This window comes from Pseudomonas karstica (genome assembly GCF_009707515.1).
GTDB classification, from domain to species: domain Bacteria; phylum Pseudomonadota; class Gammaproteobacteria; order Pseudomonadales; family Pseudomonadaceae; genus Aquipseudomonas; species Aquipseudomonas karstica.
In genome coordinates, this window is sequence record NZ_WLYI01000013.1 from 30,869 (window position 1) to 52,121 (window position 21,253).

Consider the following 21,253-nt stretch of genomic DNA (forward strand, 5'->3'; position numbering starts at 1 on the left):
TAAACGCTTTGTTGCATCGAGAAACTGATATGGACGTTCGCCACTTCGCCCTCATGGCCCGCCAACCCTCTGCCCGTGTACAACCGCGCGAGCACTTCTGGGGCATGCCCAAGCGTGGCCTGGCGCTGATTTTGGCGAACGCCATGTTTTGGCAACCGCTGCTGGCCCAGGCCGACGGCATCGTGGTCAGCGCCCCGGGCACCAGCCTGGGGGCGGCGGGCAATGGCGTACCGATCGTCAACATCGCCGCGCCCAATGGCAGCGGTTTATCCCATAACCAGTTCAAGGACTACAACGTCGGCGCCAATGGGGTAATCCTCAACAACGCCACGGGCCGTACTCAATCGACCCAACTGGGTGGCATCATCCTCGGCAACCCTAACCTCAAGGGCAACGCCGCCAACATCATCCTCAACGAAGTCAACGGCGGCAGCCCCAGCCAGTTGCGCGGCTACACCGAAGTGGCCGGCCAGTCGGCCAAGGTCATCGTGGCCAACCCCTATGGCGTGACCTGCAACGGTTGCGGCTTTATCAACACCCCCAACGTCACCCTGACCACCGGTAAACCCATCCTCGATAACGGCCGCCTGGACCGTTACCAGGTCGATGGCGGCGCGGTGACCATCGACGGCAAGGGCCTGAATGCCAGCAACGTCGACCGCTTCGAAATCATCACCCGCTCGGCCAAGATCAACGCGCAGATCAACGCACGCAACCTGACCGTGATCGCCGGTCGCAACGACGTCAACGCAAAGACCTTGAGCGCTACTGCGCGCGCCGATGACGGCAGCACCAAGCCGGAACTGGCGATTGACTCGTCGGCGCTGGGCGGGATGTACGCAGGCGCGATCAAGCTGGTGGGCACCGAGGCCGGTGTCGGGGTGAAGCTCGATGGCACGCTGGCGGCCAGTGGCGGGGATATTCAGCTCGATGCGAATGGGCGATTGAGCATGGCGCAGGTGGCGGCCAGTGGTGCAGTCAACGTCAAGGCCGTGAGCCTGGATGCCCAGGGGCCGATCTACGCCGGCACTGCACTGGGCGTACAGACCCAAGGCGACCTGAACAGTCGAAAGACCCTCGCCGCCCGTGACAGCATCAAACTGTCCAGCGGTGGTCAGTTGACCAACAACGGCATTATCGAAGCCGGGGTCAACGCCGATAACACTCGCAACACCACGGGCGATGTCAGCCTTACTGCACAGACCCTCAACAACACCGGCGGCAGCGTAATCGCCAGCCGCGCGCTGACGGTCAACGCCCAGGCCCTGAACAACCAGGGCGGCACCCTCAGCGCGAAGCAGAGTGCGAAGGTCACCACCGCAACCCTCGACAACCAGAACAAAGGCCGCGTGCTCAGCAATGCCAGCCTGGAGGTGAAAGCCGACCGAGTGCTGAACGCCCAAGGTGGGCTCATCGCCAGCAGTGGCCCGCTGACCGCCACCCTTGGCGAGTTGAATAACCGTGGCGGCGAAGTGTCCAGCCTCGATGTTGCCACCCTGGGTGTCGCTACCCTGGACAATGTCGCTGGGTTGGTCACGGCCGGCGAGGCCCTGAGCCTCACCGCCAGTGGCGCAGTCAACAATCAGGGCGGCACCCTTAGTAGCCAGGGCACGCTCGCGCTCAAAGCGGGCGCAGTGGATAACAGCGCCGTTGGCCGCATCGCCAGCAACCAGGCACTGACCGCCAACGTCGCCAGCCTCAACAACAACGGTGGCCGGCTTACTAGCGTCAATGGTCTGAACCTGGACCTCAACCGTGGTCAATTGAACAACCTGGGTGGCCTGATCCGTGGCCCGGCACTGGTGTTCAACAACCTGGCTGATGTCGCCAACCAGGGCGGCGAAATTTCCAGTACCCAGGGCTTTACCCTGGTGGCACAAAACGTCGACAACAGCGGCGGTAACCTGGCCAGCGACCAACGTCTGACCCTGCGGGTCGCCCGGGCCTTGAACAACAGCAAAGGCTTGGTGTCGGCCAGCGGCCTTGACGCCCATGCCGCGAGCCTGAACAACAGCAACGGCATGTTCAGCAGCCAGGGCACCCTGGACCTTAGCGTCGACGGTACGTTGCAAAACCAGAGCGGTGTAGTGGTTGCCGATGGTAATGCAAACCTTGCATCTGCTCGTCTGGATAACAGCAACGGTCAGGTTTCTGGCAAGCAAAACGTCAACGCCGATATTGCAGACTTGGCCAACCACAACGGGTTGCTGATTGCCCAGGGCGCGATGAACTTGAGCGGCAACAGCCTGGACAACCGCCAGAACGGTCTGGTGGCCGGCAATCAAGGGGTAGCGCTCACTGTCGCCAGCGTCGATAACCGTGGTGGCGAAGTGTCGAGCAAGGCCGGTGTCACCCTGATTGGCTCGCGACTGGACAATAGCGACGGCGGGCGAGTGATTACGGGCAACGCGCTGAACCTGACCATTGATGACATCCTCAATCGCAACCAGGGCCAACTGCGCGGGCAAACCGGTTTGAACCTGCTTGCCGGGCAACTGGACAATACCGGCGGCACCATCGCCAGCCAAAAAGACAGCACACTGACCCTGCGAAGTGACCTGCAAAATGCTCAAGGCCTGATCAGCAGCGAAGGCCGGTTGACGGTCAGCGCCGCGACCTTGGCCAACCGGTTGGGCAGTCTGTCCAGTGCCGGCCAATTGAGTGTCACCACCGCGGGCGCCGTGGATAACCAAGGCGGCCGCTTGGTCACCGACGGCGGCCTGGACCTGCGCAGTGCCCGCTTCGACAATAGTCAGAAAGGCACCCTGAGTGCTCGGCAGACGGTACAAATCAATACTGGCACCCTGGACAATCATCACGGTGGCAGTATCAGCTCGGCTGAAACGCTGGGCATCGTCGCTGGTCAGCTCAACAATGGCGACGGCGGGCAAATCAGCAGCGCCAAGGCCCTTACCGCCAGCGTCAGCGGCCTGGACCAGCAAGGCGGTCAACTGACCAGCAGCGGCACGCTGAGCCTGGACCTGAACCGAGGCCAGTTGAACAACCAGGGCGGTCTGATCAACGGTCCGTTGCTGCTGCTCAAAAACCTCAAGGACGTGAACAACCAAGGCGGTGAAATTTCCAGCCGCCAGGCCTTCACCCTCACGGCTGACAACCTCGGCAACGACGGCGGCAAACTGCTGAGCAACGACGCGCTCACCCTGCGTATCAGCCAGGCCCTGGTCAACGTCAAAGGCCTGATCGCTGCAGCCGCGGTGGACGCCCGTGCAGCCACTCTCGACAACAGCGGCGGGACTCTCACAAGTCGTGGCGATGCACTGCTCAACGTCGATGGGCAACTGACCAACCAGAACCAGGGCCTGATCAACGCAACCAAGGCCCTGACCGTCAACAGCGCCGCGCTGGACAACCAGAAAGGCTCCTTTCTGGGCAGCACCATTGCGCTGGACTTTGGCAACGCTACGGGCGATCTGAACAACGCCGGTGGCCTGATCACCACGGCAGGTTCTTTGAGCCTGGGCCACCTGCGTGACTTGAATAACCAGGGCGGCGAGATCTCCAGTGCGCAAAGCCTGAACCTCAGCGGTCGCACCCTGGACAACAGCACCGGCAAGCTGATCAGCAATAACCTGCTGGTGCTCAAGGCCAACAACCTGATCAACCAGGGCGGCCTGATGTCCGGTTGGCAGGGCCTGAGCGTCAGCGGGGCGAGCCTGGACAACCGTAACAACGGCACGCTCTCCAGCCGTTACGGCGACCTTAACGCCACACTCACCCACGACTTGCTCAACAGCGGCGCCGGTGCGCTGGTCAGTCAGAAAGCACTGACGGTCACTACCGCCGAATTGGACAACAGCGACAAGGGTATTCTCACCAGCGCCGGCAGCCAGACCCTCACCGTCAACGGCCTGTTGAACAACACCCAGGGCGGAGTGATCGACAGCGGTACAACCCTGAACCTGACGGCACAGAATCTCGACAACAGCGCCGGCAGCATCACTGGCGGTACGGCGGCCACCCTCGGCCTGCTCGCCACCCTGACCAATACCAACGGCAAACTGTCCAGCGGTGGCCCGTTGTTGATTACCCGTGCCACCCAGATCAACAACCAGGGCGGTCAACTCGCCAGCCAGGGTCTGTTGACCCTGTTGACCGGCGGTTTGGATAACCGTAATCGCGGCACCGTAGCGGCCAATGAACGCCTGACTATCACTGCCAGCGGCAGGGTACAAAACGGCAGCGACGGCTTGATCTACAGCCAGAATGCCGACCTGAAGCTCACCGCCAACCGCTTGGAAAACGCCAAGGGCGCCGTGCAAAGCCAGGCGGGCCTGACACTGGACGTCGCGGGCGACATCGACAACCAGAGCGGCAAATTGATTGCCCAGGCGGGCGACCTCAGCGCGAACGCCGCCAGTGTTGATAACCGTGGCGGTGTGCTCTCCAGCCTCAAAGGCGCGCTGCAAAGCCGCATCGTCGGTGTGCTGCGCAACGGTTACGACCTGAACAACAATCGCCAGGGCGGCATCGTCCAGGGGCAAACCCTGAACTTGCTGAGCGGGGCTGTGGATAACTATGGCGGTCGCATCTCCGCACAAAGTGGCAATGCCCTGGTCTCCACCGGCAACTTCGACAACCGTAGCGGTGGGCTCTATGCCAAGGGCCTGCTGAACGTCACCGGCCATGATTTCGACAACAGCGGCGACAACGATGGTCAGGTCGCTGGCCAGCAGATCGACCTCAACCTGAGCGGTGCACTGAATAACCGCCTGGGCATCATCGAAAGTGAATCGACCCTCAAGCTCAGCGCCGCCAGCCTGGATAACCAGGCCGGCCGCCTGCGTGCTCTGGGCAACAGCGGTAGCACCGAGTTTGCCATCGGTGGCCTGTTTGATAACCGCAATGGTCTGCTGGAAACCGCCAACAACGATCTGATTCTCGGTACTGGCAGCCTGCAGAACGCTGGCGGCACGGTGTTGCACGTTGGCATCGGCCGCTTCGACATCGCTCCGGGCAATCTCAACAGTGTCGGGGGTAGCCTGGTGACGCGGGGCGACCTGACCGTCAATCAAGACGCCTGGACCAACAGCAGCGTGATCCAGGCTGGTCGCCTGACCATCAATGTCAACCAGCTCGACCAGACCACCGGCGGCCAATTGTTGGCCGCCCAGCGCTTTATCGGCAGCGGTGGCAACTGGTCCACCAACGGCTTGATTGCCAGCGATGGTAGCCTCGACCTGACCCTGAGCGGCGCCCTGAACAGCACCGGGCGCATCAGCAGCCTGGGCAACTTGAACGTCAATGTCGCGCAATTGAACCTGAGCAACACCGCCAGCATCGCCGGCGGCGGTATCACCACCGCCAATATCGCGGGAACCCTGAATAACTACGGGCGCCTGACGTCCGCCACCGACCTGAGCCTGGCCGCAGGCGCTATCAACAACTACGCCACTCTTGGCAGTGGCCAGAACCTCATCGCCACCACCGGCGCATTGCTCAACGACCACGGGCTGATCTTCAGCGGTGGCGACATGGGCCTGCGGGTTGATTCGCTGAACAACAGCTACGCCGATATCTACAGCATGGGCAACCTGAGTATTGACCGTGACGGTAAGGGTGGCCTGGCCAGCAGCATCATCAACAGCTCTTCGAACATTCAGAGTGACGGCAACCTGAACCTGGCCGCGTCGGCGATCAAGAACCTGCGTTCGGTGTTGACCACCAATGACGGCGGCATCTACACCGCCTCGATTACTGAGTTTCCCTGCCAGGAAGGTCCTAATTACGCTGGGGATTGCCGCGGCGGTAAGGAAAACCACCTGTGGCAAGTCGTTCAGCGAGACAAGTTCGAAGTCACTGACGCCAGTGCTGCATCGAGCATCAGCGCCGGTCAAAACCTCACGATTACTGGTGGCGACCTGCTGAACGCGAGCAGCAGCATCAGCACCGCCGGCAACCTGAACATTACGGTCAACAACTTGGCCAACAACGGCATTGAGACCGGTGAGACCGAAACCTGGCGCCTGTTTATCTCCGAGCGTACCCGTGATGCCAGCGGTTGGTATTCGGCGGCGGCGGCATTCAACAACCGATACTCCAGCACGGGCGTAGCCTATAACCCTAATGACCTGAGTGGCCTTGAAGCTGCCATGGCATCGTTCATCGGCATGACCGAGCAAGAACGCACTGCCCTGCGCAAAGTCACCAAAATCGACTCCGGTGACCAACGTTACGCCGCCGTGATCCAGGCCGCCGGTGCGGCCACCGTCAAGGCCCAAGGCAACATCGACAACAGTGTCGTGCGGCCAGGCTTCAACTATGTCGGCGCCGGTGCCAAGACCGCCACCGACGCTTCGGGTGCCAGCGCGGCCAGCGGCTTCTCGACCCGCATCACCATCAATCAACAGCTGCCGCCAGACCTGGCCCAACAGCAGATCAACCCGCTGAGCCTGCCCGGTTTCAGCCTGCCCACTGGCCAAGGCGGTTTGTTCCGCCTGAGCGGCGAAGGCACTGCCACCCCCGTCAATACCGGGCCACAAAGCTGGACCTTGGGCGGCAATAACCTGGCCACGGCGGATCGCCCGCAAGTCACGCCGGGCATCCCGATACGTACGCAGACAGGTCAAGGCGCAGTCAATCCGCTCGACCCAGGCCAAGTCGCCCCCGTCGCCGGCAACGGCACGCCAGTCAGTGGCTTGATCATCAACCGAGTGCAGGGCCTGCCCGACAGCCAGTTCGCATCCAACCCGCAAAAGTACCTGATCGAAACCAACCCGCTGCTCACCAATTTGCAGCAGTTCATGGGCTCCGATTACCTGTTGTCGAAATTGGGCTACGACCCGGACCAATCCCAGAAGCGCCTGGGTGATGGTCTCTATGAACAACGCCTGATTCAGCAGGCGGTGATCGCCCGCACCGGGCAACGCTTCATCGACGGCCAGACCAGCGACGCTTCGATGTTCAAGTACCTGATGGACAACGCCATCGGCACCAAGCAGCGCCTTAACCTGGCCGTAGGCGTCAGCCTCACCGCCGAGCAAGTGGCGGCCTTGACCCATGACATCGTCTGGATGGAAAACGCCACTGTCGCCGGCCAACAAGTACTGGTGCCGGTGCTCTACCTGGCCCAGGCCAGCAACCGCCTGGCACCCAACGGCGCGTTGATCACCGGCAGCGACCTGAGCCTGATGGCCGGGGCCAACCTCGACAACGTCGGCACCCTGCGTGCCACCCAAAACCTGGTCGCCAGCGCCGGGCGCGACATGGTCAACAGCGGCCTGATCGAAGCCGGCAACCGTCTAGACCTGTTGGCCGGTAACAACCTCACCAACCGCGCCGGTGGCATCATCGCCGGCCGCGACGCCAGCGTGGCTGCCGTCAACGGCGATGTACTCAACGAACGCAGCATCACCAGCCATCAAAGCAGCAGCGGCTACCGCACCGAACGCACCGACTTCGTCGACAGTGCTGCTCGCATCGAAGCTGCCAACAACCTGAGCCTGGGCGCCGGGCGCGACGTCAACAGTGTGGGCGGAGTACTGAAAAGCGGCGCCGACACCGTCATCCAGGCTGGCCGCGACGTCAACCTGGCCAGCGCCGAACAGCGCAACGCCAACGCGGTTACCACTCGCTCACGCAGCGATAGCGTCACGCAATACGGCACCGTCATCGAAGCCGGCCGCGACTTCCAGGTTGTCGCCGCTCGCGATCTCAGCGCTATTGGCAGCCAGATCGATGCCAAGCGTGATTTGGCCATGGCCGCCACGGGTAATTTGACCTTGGCCTCGGCGGCGAATGAACAGCATTCGGCGGGGAGTACGAAGAAGGTCAAGAGCCAGGAAGATCATGTTCAACAAGTGTCCACCACGCTCAAGGCGGGCGGGGATGTGACGTTGAGTGCGGGGCAGGATTTGGCGTTGGTGGCCAGTACGGTTAATGCGGGGGATGAGGCCTATCTGGTGGCGGGTAAAAATCTTGCCCTCAAGGCGGCTGAAGACCAGGACTACAGCTTCTACAGCAAGACCAAGAAGAGCTCGTCGGGCAAGAAATTCCGTCTTGATGAAACTGACTCCGTCAGTAACGTCGGCAGCCTGGTCAGCTCGGGTGGCAACAGCACGCTGGTAGCCGGTGAGAACTTGCTGTTGGCGGGGAGCGCCGTGACTGCGGAGAAAGGTGCGGCGAAATTGGTAGCGGGCAAGGATGTACAGATTCTTGCCGTGACTGATTCCGATAGCGCCCGCCATGAGCGCAAGGAAAGCAAAAGCAGTTGGGGTGGGTTCAAGTCGAGCAAGGTCGAGGACAAGGTTGACGAGAAACGCACGACGGCGGTGGGTAGCATGGTCTCTGGTGAGACGGTGAGCGTTGCGGCGGGGCAAGACGTGAAAGTGACAGGGTCGTCTTTGGTCAGCACTGGCGATCTGGCCGTTCAAGCCGGACGTGACTTGACCATTGACGCCGCGCAGAACACTTTTTCGCGCACCGATATGCACAAGGAAAAGAAACGTGACCTGACCGGTGTACTGACCGGTAACAAGCTGGGCCTGGATGACATGACTGGCAACCAGCATCTGTTTATCAACAGTCAGAAGCACAACGGCACGGCACAGGAAACCACGCTTACTGGCAGCACTATCGGATCAAGTGCTGGCAACGTGACGTTGACGGCTGGGCGCGAGTTGAGCGTTGTGGCCAGTGACTTGGTCAGCACCCAAGACATGTCCTTGAATGGCGCGAATGTCACCATCGCTGCAGGGATCGAAACGGCCAACCAGACCAGTAAGGACAGCTCCAGAAGTTTGGCGGTGGGACGCGTGATTGGCGGGACAATCATCGATACCGCCAAGAGCATCCGCAATGACGTACGGGCCGCGCAACAGGCCGATGACAGTCGCCTGAAGGCCGTCAAAGGCGCCCAAGCGATGCTTTCGGCCTACAACGCAATGAGCGGTGATGACAGCGCGGCCAATGAGTCGGACGGCAAGCCTGCCAACAGCAAAGGCTCTGTGATTAAGATTGGTACCGAGCTGGCGTCTACGCGCAAGAAAAGTACCAGCGAATACAACGCCGAAACGGTCAAGCAATCGACCCTCAACAGCGGTGGCAGCCTGGCCATCGTCGCTACTGGTGATGCACCGAAGACCAAGGGGGATATTCATGTCATTGGTAGCAGCATCAAGTCCAAGGACACCCTGCTGCTGGCGAAAAACAACATTACTCTGGAAAGCGCCCAGGATCGAAGAAACTGGGATAACCAGAACACCACCAACAAGACCAGCATTGGCGCCAGTTTCAACATTGGTGAGCAGCTTGGCTTCACCCTCGACCTGGGTGCAAAAATGGCCAAGGGCATGGGTACTGGTCATGACGTCACCCAAGTCAACAGCACGGTAGACACAGGCATTTTGGTTCTCAAAAGTGGTCAGGACACCACGCTGGCAGGTGCTCAAGTGCGGGCTGACGCCATCAAGGCGGATATTGGCGGAAACCTGAACATCGCCTCACGTCAGGACGAGGCAAGCCAGAAGAACAAACAAACCAGCGGTGGTGTGGGCGTGAGTATTTGTGTGCCGCCGTTCTGTCTGGGGTCTATGGTATCGGGCTCTGCCGAATTCGCTGGCAGCAAAATGAACAGCGATTACCGGGCGGTGACTGATCAGACTGGCTTGTTTGCGGGCAAGGGTGGTTACGACATCAACGTTGGTAAAAACACCACGCTTCAGGGCGCAGTGATTGCCAGTGAAGCAAGCGTCGACAAAAACCATCTCAGTACTGATCGGTTATTGGTCAGTGACATCAAAAACAAAAGCGATATCAAAAGCCAGGCCGCGAGCCTGAGTTATTCCGGCGCCACCGCAGGACTTGACGACGCCCGCTCGGGTGTCGGCGGCTCGATGCCATTGCTGCTCAAAGACTCTGACAGCAGTAAAACCCGCAGCGCTGTCAGCCCTGGGACCATCGTCGTACGTGACGCTGCCGGGGAGAATGATCTGGTGGGTTTGAGTCGCGACACCGCCAATGCCAACAAACAACTTGATCGGCCTGACGAGAAGGCCATGCAGGAGCGGATCGACCTGATCCAAAGCTCGGCGCAGCTTTCTAGCAGCGTGATCAGCATGGTGGGTAAAGCCAAGGCGGATGAGGCTAATAAACTGCGCAAGCAGGCGGAGGCGCAGGCTAACGCAGGTTCGTCTGATGCTGCAGGAACTGCACGTGCAGCCGATGCAGCGTACGCAGAGGCCCAGCGCTGGCAGGTCGGTGGCGATAAGAAAATGATGGCCGATATTGCATCGGGCCTGGTTGCTGCGGGCCTGGGTGGTGCAACGGGCGGTACGGCGGTTGGGATTGTTGCTAATACGTCGTCCAGTGACATTTTCAACAAGATAGGTACGTTTGCTGACGCTCAGAAAAATAGAGAGGGTATTGATAGCGCGACTAAAGCTGCGTGGGGTGAAGGCGGGGCGGCGCGAATCCTGTTGCATGCGTTGGCGGGGGCTGCGATCGGGTTGTCCAGTGGCAGTGTGGAGAGTGGTGCGCTTGGGGCTGGCGCGTCAGCAGCGTTGATGCCGTTCATTGACAAAGCCCTCAGCGACAGTGCAATGACAGTTGCAGACCAAAATGCCCTTGCCTCGCTGATTGCGACAGGGGTCGGGGGAGCGGTTGGATCGAGTAACGGTACTAACGGTGCAGTCGTGGCCGGCGGTACGGCTTATGGTGTTGACGCGTTTAACCGGCAGTTGCACAAACAGCAAGAAATTCCGGTTCTGGAGAAGAAGGCTGAAGAGCTGGAGAAAACCTTAGGGAAACCCGGCTCCAGTTCACGTTGGATTGATTTATTGATGATCGCAGCCGGTGGTGCCGTTGACGTCGCCGACGAGGCGCGATTGAACCAATTGGTCTTGCAGTCTCAGGGTAATGACCCGGAATCTCAGCATTTCGCCGCGGACTTAAATATCGCCAAAGGCATCGTTGCTCAATTGTCTGCGCAACAAATTCCGCTGACGTGGAGCAACGGAAGCCAGATTGTTGCAAATGGCGAGAAGGTCTTTGCATTCGGCGCTACCGAAAAACAATTCAATGATTCAACGCTGTTCAACGCGGCGGGGTTGTATGGACCTGGCGCTGTTTATGAACAGTGGCGTCAGTATGGCCAGGAGCAGACGGGTCAACACTCTGGTGAGATTGCAAAGCTGTCGAGCTACGACTCCAACGTAGAAGCTGCGGCCCAGCGCCTATCGGTTCTGGCAGGTAAAGGGATTGTGACTGTCTCTCCAGAGTTGGATGCGGCCATGTTGGTGATGCCGGGGGCCAAGGCTGCGAAGACTGTCCTTGAGACAATTCTGGAGAAGATGGCGGCTAAGAAAGCGGCGGGGGGATTAGAGGTTGGTGCAAAAGGAACTTCTCCAAAGAATCAATCATCGATCGGCGCTATTGCTGATAATGAAGCAGGAGGGTTTTCTTATTACGACCGTTTTAAAAGGGCTGACGGTAACTGGGATTGGCCGAAAGAATTTGGCTTCTCTGGTAGCCCTGTTAAGAGCACATTACCAGTTGGTACTAAATTGGACCGGTATGGTGGACCTGAAGGCTCTTTCTTATCGCCTCAAGGCGTTCCGTTTGATCAAAGAGCATTGGCGCCTGGCTCAAAAGCCGGAGGATATTATCAGTATGAAGTGATTAAGCCATTGCCAGTCGTTCAAGGGAAAATTGCTCCTGCATTTGGTGAGCCAGGAGGGGGTACTCAAATTTTGCCTAATTTTTCTGAAAGGTTTAATGTTGAACGATTAGTGAAAGAAGGTTTTCTGAAGAGGACTAATTAGTATGAAATCAGTCATCGAAAAAATACAAGAGTCAACTTACTCCTTGGGCGAGCAGATTGGAGCATCAAGATCTCTTTTGATTGTTAAGAGTAGCTCTCCAGAAGATGGGAGTCCTCATGTGGAAATTAACTCAGGTGAGTTTGACTACGTGTGCTCTGAGAGAGGTTTTGAAATATACAGAAGGCGCACGGCCTCTTTGGATGAGTTGCTGTATTGGATAATTAGTAGTGTGGCCTTTAAATTGGCTTCAGACTATGAACTAGCTAATAGGATTTTCGGTGTCGACTCGCGGAGGTTGATTTTTTCAAAATATATTTCAATTCTTGGGCAGGTCAATGAAGAGTGGGAAAAAAAGGCCTCTGATGAGGTTAAGTTGATATTAATTAACGCCCCGTACTCTGATGCATAGGTGCAAAAGCGACTGGTCAGATCGACAACCCTCCAGTGAAGAGTGGATGGAAGGTCGGTGATGACGTCTATAATCAAACGGCTAAAGGCAACGACCCCTCCTGGTCTGCTGTCCGGTCTAGGTTTTGGAAAAACGAGGCTGCTGCTCCCAACGCATCTGGGAAAAGGTGGGAAAAGGGGACGGATTTATTTTTCACTCATTTGCTAGGCTGTAATCTCCTAAAGAAGGAGGTTACTTATGCCCAGGATGGGACGTGTTGTTCTGCCAAATTACCCACACCACGTTGTACAACGTGGTCACAACCGCCAGGTGGTGTTTGCAGCGCCGGAAGATTACCAGCGCTACGTAGGAGATCTTCGAGAGCTCAAGGATGAATTTGGAATAAAGGTATACGCCTATTGCCTGATGACCAATCATGCTCATCTGTTAGTCGCGCCAAGTGAGTCGGTGGCTGGGTTGGGGCAGTTAATGAAGGTGCTTGCTGCTCGGGCCACCCGTTATCGGAACAGGCTAGAGGGGCGAACAGGTACGTTATGGGAAAGCCGCTACAGGTCAAGTGTGGTGCAATCAGAGACCTACCTACTGGCGTGCTGTCGGTACATCGAACTGAATCCTGTACGTGCCTGCATGGTGGCGGATGCAGCGGATTACCCATGGTCGAGTTATAACGCTCGCGTCGGCAGTTCACCTGATAGCGATTGGTTGGACATTGATACTTGTTTTGATGTGTTGGGGGACACAACGCTGGAACGTCACGAAAACTACAAAATATTTATGAGTCAGTCTGTTTCAACTGAAGAGCTAAAGACAATTCGTCAGGCTCTACAGCGTGGGCAACTTACCGGGACTACTCGTTTCATTGATGAGGTTGAGCGTATAGCAGGAATCCGAATCGAGCATCGGGGTCAGGGTAGGCCACGGCGTGATGCATAAAAATAAATCCGTCCCCTTTTTGCTCCTTTTTGCTCTTTTTGCTTTCGGCCTATATGGACTTCCTGCTCAAGAACGCGAAAACCGGAGACGTCAAATGAACCTGTTGAAACTTTCGGCGGGCTTATTGGCCTTGGCGTTGCTGGGCGGTTGTGTGGCACCGAAGACCGTGGATTACTCGGCCTTCAAACAGGCTCGACCCAAGTCGATCCTGGTCTTGCCGCCAATCAATGAATCCCCTGAGGTGCAGGCGTCCTACAGCCTGATGTCCCAGGTGACTTACCCATTGGCAGAAGCCGGTTACTACGTGTTGCCGATTGCCCTGGTGGACGAAACCTTCCGCCAGAACGGCCTGACCACGCCCACGGATATCCAGGGCGTAGCGCCGGGCAAGCTGTATGAGATCTTCGGTGCGGATTCGGCGCTGTACATCACCGTCAGCGAGTACGGCACCAAGTACATGCTGATTTCCAGCGATACCGCCGTGACCGCCTAGGCCAAACTGGTGGACCTGCGCACCGGTACCACCCTGTGGACTGGTTCAGCGCGGGCGTCCAGCGAGGAAGGTAACAGCAACGCTGGTGGCTTGGTGGGGATGTTGATTGCGGCAGCGGTCAAGCAAGTGATCAACAGTTCCTCCGATGCGGCGCATCCGATTGCCGGCATTACCAGCGCTCGATTGCTGTCGGCGGGCCAACGCACAGGGATCCTCTACGGGCCGCGTTCGCCCAAGTACGGTTCGGATTGAGTGTCAGGCTTGCGAGGTAAGGCCCTCTCTGGCAGCCATTGCCAGTAAAGGGCTTGATGGTCTTGGGGAAGTGGATGACTGCCGATTACAGGCTCAGGCAGACAATATCTTCGGGCTTTATCAGTCCCGTGCTTTTGACGAGAAAGTCCGTCCGGCCATTGCCGGTCAGGTCGACGCCGATATAGTACCGACCGCTATGTTCGTTGTACTTCACCACGGTGTCGCCAATACGCCCCGTGTAAGACTCGACCAAGATGAACGGAGTGTTGGCCTCCATCATCACGCCGTCCAGGTTGATCTTATCCCGGCCGCTGACGAAGTCCGTCAGCAACCGTGCGTTGTCATAGGTTGAGTCGCTGGCCTTTTCGAAGGTGAACTGCGATTTTACCAATGGGTTAATGACGGGTGGAATGACGGGTATCGTCTTGTTGCGCTTGTCAGGCACGACTGTGTTGGTGCCGACGATATCAGTCGGCTTGACCTGCCCATGGGACTTTATCATCAGGTCGGCTTTGCCATTTCCTGTCAGGTCGATGGACACGGAACCCATGCCACTTTGCGCGTCATAAGTGAGGAACGTGTCACCCGCTTTGCCTGTAAACCCACTGACGAACGTCAGGGTTGAAGTGTTGGCGTTTTGCATTGCCCCGGACACGTCGATTTTGTCGGTGCCACTGGTGAAGTCCATGATCGTGTCTGGATTTTCCGGTGTGGAGTCGCTGGCCAGGTTGTAGCCAAAGGTATCCGCGCCACCGCCTCCTCGCAGGTGGTCTGCGCCTGTTCCGCCGGTGAGGCGGTTATCGGTGTCGTTGCCGATAAGGGCATCATCGCCTGAACCGCCAACTGCATTTTCTATGGTGCAGCCCCTTGCGATGGACAAGTTGCCCTTGAGCCCGCCGACATCAGAGAACGACCCGGCCTTGAGATTGATTACCTGGTTGGCGCGGTAGCCAGACATGTCCACGGTATCGTTGCCGGCACCGTCCCATATACAGCCGACAAACTTATCTTGGGCAGCGGTCAGCGTGTAGTAGTCCCGTCTCGTATTGGAATTGAAGCCATAGATATTGTCTTCTTTGCGAGTTTCGTGATTGGTCCCGTATTTCTGCTGGATAGTGTAAATGTCATCCATCATCGGTGCCTTAGGTTTAGCCCCCAGGTGCTTGCCACTGCTGCGGTCACCGAAGTAACTCATGACGGTATGCGCGACAGAATCCTGGGCATACGCACGTTGGCTTTCACTGGCGCTGCCGTTGTAGTTTCCGGGGTGGCTCAAACCGAGCGCGTGCCCGATTTCATGGGTCATGACAACCCGAGTCGCCATTCCCGGGCTATAAAGCGTTTCACCACCCCCACGCCTGCCGGGCGTCGGATAGGTACCCTGAGCGGTACGTACACTATTGGAAATACCGAAGGTCAATCGCCCCTCAGCCGGGCCACCATTTTCGGTGAAGGTCAAGTTGGCTGCATCTGCCCACGATTCTATGGATCGTCGAGCTTCCTGCTTCTGTGTCTCGTTGAATCCGGAGCCCCCACGTCCGCTATGGAATGAGTAGGAAATCTCGGTTTTGTTGTTTTGATTATTGTCTTGCCACTTTGTAGTTCTTTGAGATAGTTGTTGAACGGCCTGTCGGGCGTCGAAGGAGCGTTTGTTTACTTTGGAGATATAGGGATCATCGGGGCGTAGCGTGTCGTCTTTAGTATTGCTGATAGCCTCTCGGTTTCTGTTGCCCGAATCACGCTCGAGTACGGTTGAGCGACGCTCTGGTTGAATGATCTGGCGTAGACGAAAACTTTGAATGAGCGCTTTAAAAAACGGATGGAAAACAAAGTGCAGGTTGTCCGGGTAGAACACACCCTTTCGCGCCTGCGCCTTATCTGGAGTGTTGAATAAGGATGGAATGTAAGAGCTTCCAGAGTAGATTTTCAATGGGGTGGATCTCTTCTAGTTATTTATATTTAGTCCTGTTGTAAAAAGCATAAGCAGCGTCCATTTGCAGTGAAGTAATCTGGCATTCCCCAGGGAGGTGTGCCAACGCTTTATTTGTTTCCTGAGAGTGATGGGTCTGGTAAGTCATATGTTGTTGCAGCTGTTGTTCTGTGTTTGTTGGAAGTTGGTTTGGCAGAGTATTGATTTTTAAAGGTTTTATTTTGCACATGTAAACTTGTTTTGAATGAGTGGAAAGTTTGAAATTAATGGACATTTAAATTCGATTACATAGCGAAGATGTTGTCTGCTTGGTTTGTCAGGTCTTTGTAGGTTTAAATTTTTTTGAAGGATATTTTTACTTTTATCTGGCCAATTTCTCATGCCCAGATAAGGTATGCCTTACATGGCATTATCTACCTACTGCAAAGTTGCTCCATTTTGAGATGGGGCGGCGCCCAATCAACAAAAAGGGAGGCAGTTCAAAAAAAACTTACCGCTTAACCCGAACCCTGAGTGCTTTGCGTCTGACCCTGTGAACGGATCATTCACTCTTGAGGTTCAGCCCATGTCCCGTCCTCTCCTGCTCCTGCGTCCTGCCGCCCAAGGCTTTACCGTTACCTTGCTGGTAGCGCTGGCCGGTTGCGGGTTGTCTTCATCCCGTGACGCCCCCCAAACATCCGAAGCCGCACCCATCCCCGAATTGCAAAGCGAACCCGCTCACGTACAGGGCGCCATGATCAAAAGAATGGCCGCTCCTGCACCGATGGCCACGCGCTTGGTCATGCGCGACTCGCAGGCCATGGCGTACCGTGCCGAACCCCGCGAACAGTATAAAAACCTGACGGACAACCCCGTCTACAGCGTCGCGCAAACCCCGGTCTCGACCTTCAGTGTCGATGTCGACACCGGCAGTTACGCCAACGTGCGACGTTTCCTCAATCAAGGCCGCTTGCCGCCCGAAGGCGCTGTGCGACTTGAAGAAATGGTCAACTACTTCCCCTACGAGTACGCGCTGCCCACCGACGGCTCACCCTTTGGCCTGACAACCGAGGTGGCGCCCTCGCCGTGGAACCCTCACACCCGCCTGTTGCGTATCGGTATCAAGGCGTCGGATCGCGCCGTTGCCGATCTGGCGCCGGCCAACCTGGTATTTCTGGTGGATGTGTCCGGCTCCATGGACCGCCGCGAAGGCCTGCCGATGGTTAAAAGCACCCTGAAACTACTGGTGGATCAGTTGCGTGATCAGGATCGGGTGTCGCTGGTGGTCTATGCCGGCGAGTCGCGGGTTGTACTTAAACCCACTTCAGGCCGCGACAAGGTGAAGATCCGCAACGCCATCGACCAGTTGACCGCTGGCGGTTCGACGGCCGGCGCCTCGGGTATCGAACTGGCCTATCAGATGGCTCGCGAAGGCTTTATCGACAAGGGCATCAACCGCATCCTGCTGGCCACTGATGGCGACTTCAACGTCGGTATCAGCGACTTCGACAGCCTCAAGCAGATGGCTGTTGACCAGCGCAAAAGTGGAGTTTCCCTGACCACCCTGGGTTTTGGTGTGGATAACTACAATGAACACCTGATGGAGCAACTGGCCGACGCCGGTGATGGCAACTACGCCTACATCGACACCCTGCGCGAAGCGCGCAAGGTGCTGGTGGAGCAGCTCAGCTCGACCCTGGCAGTGGTGGCACGGGATGTGAAACTGCAGGTGGAGTTCAACCCGGCCCAGGTCAGTGAGTACCGCCTGCTGGGTTATGAAAACCGCGCCTTGAAGCGTGAGGATTTCAACAACGACAAAGTGGATGCTGGTGAGATCGGTGCCGGACATACCGTAACGGCGTTGTATGAAATTGTTCCGAAGGGCGAAAAGGGTTGGCTGGAGCCGCTGCGCTACGCCTCAGCAGCAACCGTTGAGGGCAAAACTGCCGAGCTGGCCATGTTGCGAGTACGCTACAAACCCGCGGAAGGTGGTAGCAGTCGCTTGATCGAACACCCCATCAGCAGCGAGCAAAAGAACGCCAGCGATGACCTGCGCTTTTCTGCCGCCGTAGCCGCGTTTGCCCAACAGCTCAAAGGGGAGGGCCGCTACACTGGCAACATGAGCTTGAAGGACACCGCTGCCCTGGCCCGCTCGGCTCGAGGCGACGACCCGTTCGGCTTGCGCAATGAGTTTGTGCAATTGGTGGAGCTGGCGCAGAGTCTCAGCAAGCCCTGATATCGAACACGACGATCCATTGTAGGAGCGAGCTTGCTCGCGAAAAACTCAGGAGCAACGCTGGTATTCAGTTGCCCCCGCGCAATCGTTAACGACCTTCGCGAGCAAGCTTGCTCCTACAGATCAGCCAGCCACAGGAGTTCGTCACCCACATGCCTGCTCCAACCGATCCACCCAGCGACGAATCGTTGCTGGCCCGCTACCGCAATGGCGACGGGGCTTCTTTCGAAGCCCTTTATGCGCGACATCGACAGGGCCTGTACCGGTTCCTTGTGGGCTTGAGCAACAAGACCGAGTTGGCTGAAGAAGTCTTCCAGGAGACCTGGCTCAGCCTGATCCGCAGCACTACCCAGCCACAAGGCCGGGCGAGTTTTCGTACCTGGTTGTTCCAGATTGCCCGCAACCGTCTGATTGATCATTGGCGCAAGCATGGCATCCGCAACCCATTGCACGACAGCTACGATGAGCAAGTTCACGCTCAGCCCGACGACACCGCCAGCCCCGAGCAACTGCTGAGCCTGAGCCGCGACCAGGGCCGCTTGGACGCTGCCTTGCAGAGCCTGCCCGAAGACCAGCGGGAAGTGTTTCTGCTGCGCCTGCATGGCGAGCTGGAAGTGCCGCAAATCGCCGCCCTGATCGGCGTCCCGCTGGAAACGGTCAAAAGCCGCTTGCGTTACGCCCAGCAGAAATTACGTCGGCTGCTGGCCGAGGAGGTACCTGCATGACTGACTCCCGACATACCTCGGATCCCACCGACGAGGTGCTGATCCAACATTTGCGTCAACACACCAGCGGCGAGCCACCGGCAGCGCTGGACGCTTTCATTCTGGCCACCGCCCACCGCGAAGCACCGATGCCTCAGCCAAGCCTGTGGCAACGTTGGTTGCAGGCCTGCCAACGACCGCGCTGGCAAATGGCATTTGCCACTGTTGCAGGTGTAGCGCTGATGATTGGGTTGGTGGTGCGTTCGCCGGTGCCCACCGCCGAATTGCCCATGCCCGAGGTTGCGCAGTACGCCGCCGCGCCACCACCGCCAGCGCTGGCCGCTCCAGCGGCACCCGCGCCCATGGCCCGGCTCGCCATGACGCCCCAGGCTGACAGTGTGCAGGTTCAGGCAGAGGCCACGAGCCTGCTGCCGGATAAGTCAGTGGCGAAAATGAGCAAGCGGGTGGCTGTGGCTCCGCTGCCTCTGGAGCAAGAACTTCTGGAAATTGTGCGCCTGCGCGAAGCGGGTGAAGCGAAGGCGGCCGATGAAAAGCTGCTGGCGCTGTATGAACGCTTTCCCCGGGTAGACTTGCCGGCCCGGCTGGAGGCGTTGCAAAAGCGTTGAATAAACGCCCACGAAAAAGCCCCAGGTCTTTCGACCTGGGGCTTTTTCGTTTGTATCTGGTGCCCGGCGTCGTTTGAACTGGATAGTAAGAGGCCCGTATTTATTGGGTCTGTTTGGTGGTGCTTCGGTTAGGCATACACGTGGGCATACACGGCGCTTCCTTCTGGCCACTTTTTCGTGGCATCCCCGTGGGGCAAAGCAACACCAAATCGTTAGTGATGTGTTGCCATTCAGCTGAGTAGTTACTTCTTCGTTCGACCTTCTGCCCCCAGCGCCAGTTGGTTTTCATTCATGCGCTTGAGTAATGACGCAAGCAAAGGGGTGTCTTCCATGGTGTTCTCCCGCCGTGTTGTCAGGTAGTCAATCTACCTCGAGCCAGTCGCATTGCATATCAGCTGTCCTCACCACCTGGTGCTCGGGAGTCACGCTGGTCATCTTGATCCACCAGAGGCCAACAATGTGGTGTAGGGCCAATTTGGAAAGGCAGCATGAGAGCACATATCCAGCCCCCTCCAAAACTGGTGTAACCGGTGTTACGAGTGTAACGCCCTTCACCAAACGCCCGTTTTCATTGGATTTCACGCCTGTTACACAGTTGAGCGACATAGCGTACATCCGATGTAACGCTGCCCGTGCGTGTAACGCTAAAGTCAGCATCCAGGTGTTGTGGGCAGGCACTTTGCGCTCCAGCCTACCAAGCGAATTTCGCCGGCTCCGCCTTTCGATGAGAGGAATCACGTTTGCTGGGCCTGACCTTCAGCCAGACCCAGGGCCACCTGGGGCGTTACCTGGAGGACATGTAGGGCAAGGTATTCCGTCGCTATATGTTGCTGGTAAACGAAGCAGCCCCACGCCTTTGGAAGGTCACGCCTCTGTAACGGAGGGGTAGGTAGTGTCATGATTCGCCGGAAATGAACTTCGCAGCTAGGCAAATCTATGACCGATACGCCGCAACATCAGCTTCTTGCTGGGCTGCCGGGTGATGGCCCTCTTCCTCTCCAGTTCAGTGCAACCGGCCAAGGGCAGCATAGTGAGGGGATCGTTATCAGATTCTTGCCGGAAGGGATGCCTTCTTGGGTGGGGAACTTCCAACCCGGTTTTTGCCGCTTCAACAGTGTGTTGGAAGTGGAGTCGAGTTTTCACGTGATCGTAGTTGCCGGTGGTCAGGGTTACATCGTGGACGTTCGTAACGGACTGCTCTTGAAGCACTTCGGTGGCGATATTGAGAACTTGATCAGCATTCCAGAGCTGGGTAGCACCCTCGTTTCAAATGGGCTGTGGCTTAGGCTTTTCAAAGGAGAGGCTGAGGTCTGGTGCACTGAGCGTTTGTCTTTAGACGGGATTAGGGATATCCAAATTTCGCTCGCGGATGGGTTTATTACGGGGGAGGGATGGTACATGGAGGACTCCTGGTCCCCGTTCAAAGTTTGCATTTCCTCCGGAGAGGTTATAGGAGGAGCTTTCGAGTCACTTGACTTCAGCTAGTCAACCTCGCCATTTCCAGGGGGTTAACGCAGGGGACCCTGGCGGCATTCGAGGGACACGGGGCATGAAACCCGCGGGATCGAGTTAGTGGGAGGCGTTGGAAGTTACTGAAATTTCAATCGTTGAAATTGAAAGGACCTTGAAGAAAAAGGGCCATCGTTACAGCTTCGGTAAAGGTGGCGGTATCTGTTGCTGATAGCGAACGCCTGTATGGCGTCAACCATGATCATGGGTGTCAACCACGTCAACCTGTCAACCGACGTAGGAAAGACTGCCGCTAACACGATCCCGCGGGTTCTATGCCCCGTACTTAGAAGAGTGCTTCAGGGTCCCCACCATCGAACCAAATCCAAGAGCATGACCACCCGCCTCGCTGAAGGAGCAATACTAACGGGGCTAGGGGGCAACCCTATTAAAACCGTGTTACGT

8 protein-coding genes and 2 pseudogenes are annotated in these 21,253 nt (G+C 57.5%); 9 read left to right on the forward strand and 1 reads right to left on the reverse strand.

The genetic code is table 11. From position 1 onward, the window contains the following. Positions 1-29: 29 nt before the first annotated feature. The 4 genes and pseudogenes from GIR22_RS11255 to GIR22_RS11270 all read left to right on the forward strand — a co-directional run bounded on the left by GIR22_RS11255 (position 30) and on the right by GIR22_RS11270 (position 13,864). Positions 30-11,777, forward strand: coding sequence for a two-partner secretion domain-containing protein (locus GIR22_RS11255; RefSeq protein WP_178122208.1), 11,748 nt, complete (start codon positions 30-32; stop codon positions 11,775-11,777). Between the two features lies 1 nt (position 11,778). Further along, entirely contained in the window at positions 11,779-12,186 is a 408-nt protein-coding gene (locus GIR22_RS11260) for an Imm63 family immunity protein (RefSeq protein ID WP_154743398.1), read from the forward strand. Between the two features lie 237 nt (positions 12,187-12,423). After that, positions 12,424-13,119: a transposase gene (locus tag GIR22_RS11265; RefSeq protein WP_154743399.1), complete on the forward strand. Its 696-nt coding sequence runs from the start codon at positions 12,424-12,426 to the stop codon at positions 13,117-13,119. Positions 13,120-13,213: 94 nt separating this feature from the next. Continuing rightward, positions 13,214-13,864, forward strand: a pseudogene (locus GIR22_RS11270) (DUF799 domain-containing protein). Positions 13,865-13,949: 85 nt separating this feature from the next. Here the strand turns inward: GIR22_RS11270 and GIR22_RS11275 are convergent. Beyond that, positions 13,950-15,794, reverse strand: a complete 1,845-nt coding sequence (locus GIR22_RS11275) for a M10 family metallopeptidase C-terminal domain-containing protein (RefSeq protein WP_246208223.1) — start codon at positions 15,792-15,794, stop codon at positions 13,950-13,952. 565 nt (positions 15,795-16,359) lie between these two features. Here GIR22_RS11275 and GIR22_RS11280 point away from each other — a divergent pair. The 5 genes and pseudogenes from GIR22_RS11280 (at position 16,360) to GIR22_RS11295 (ending at position 20,824) form a co-directional block, all read left to right on the forward strand. Next, positions 16,360-18,009 carry a vWA domain-containing protein gene (locus tag GIR22_RS11280; protein WP_154743400.1) on the forward strand — a complete coding sequence of 550 codons (1,650 nt, stop codon included), beginning with the start codon at positions 16,360-16,362 and terminating at the stop codon, positions 18,007-18,009. Between the two features lie 152 nt (positions 18,010-18,161). Continuing rightward, positions 18,162-18,734, forward strand: a complete 573-nt coding sequence (locus GIR22_RS11285; protein ID WP_154743401.1) for an RNA polymerase sigma factor — start codon at positions 18,162-18,164, stop codon at positions 18,732-18,734. Then, a complete protein-coding gene (locus GIR22_RS11290; RefSeq protein WP_154743402.1) occupies positions 18,731-19,339 on the forward strand; it encodes a hypothetical protein in 609 nt (202 codons plus the stop codon). Before GIR22_RS11285 ends, GIR22_RS11290 begins: the two co-directional genes overlap by 4 nt. Before the next feature lie 737 nt (positions 19,340-20,076). Continuing rightward, a pseudogene (locus GIR22_RS26395) lies at positions 20,077-20,139 on the forward strand (hypothetical protein); the annotation flags it as partial. 136 nt (positions 20,140-20,275) lie between these two features. Beyond that, entirely contained in the window at positions 20,276-20,824 is a 549-nt protein-coding gene (locus tag GIR22_RS11295; protein WP_154743403.1) for a hypothetical protein, read from the forward strand. Positions 20,825-21,253 lie beyond the last annotated feature (429 nt).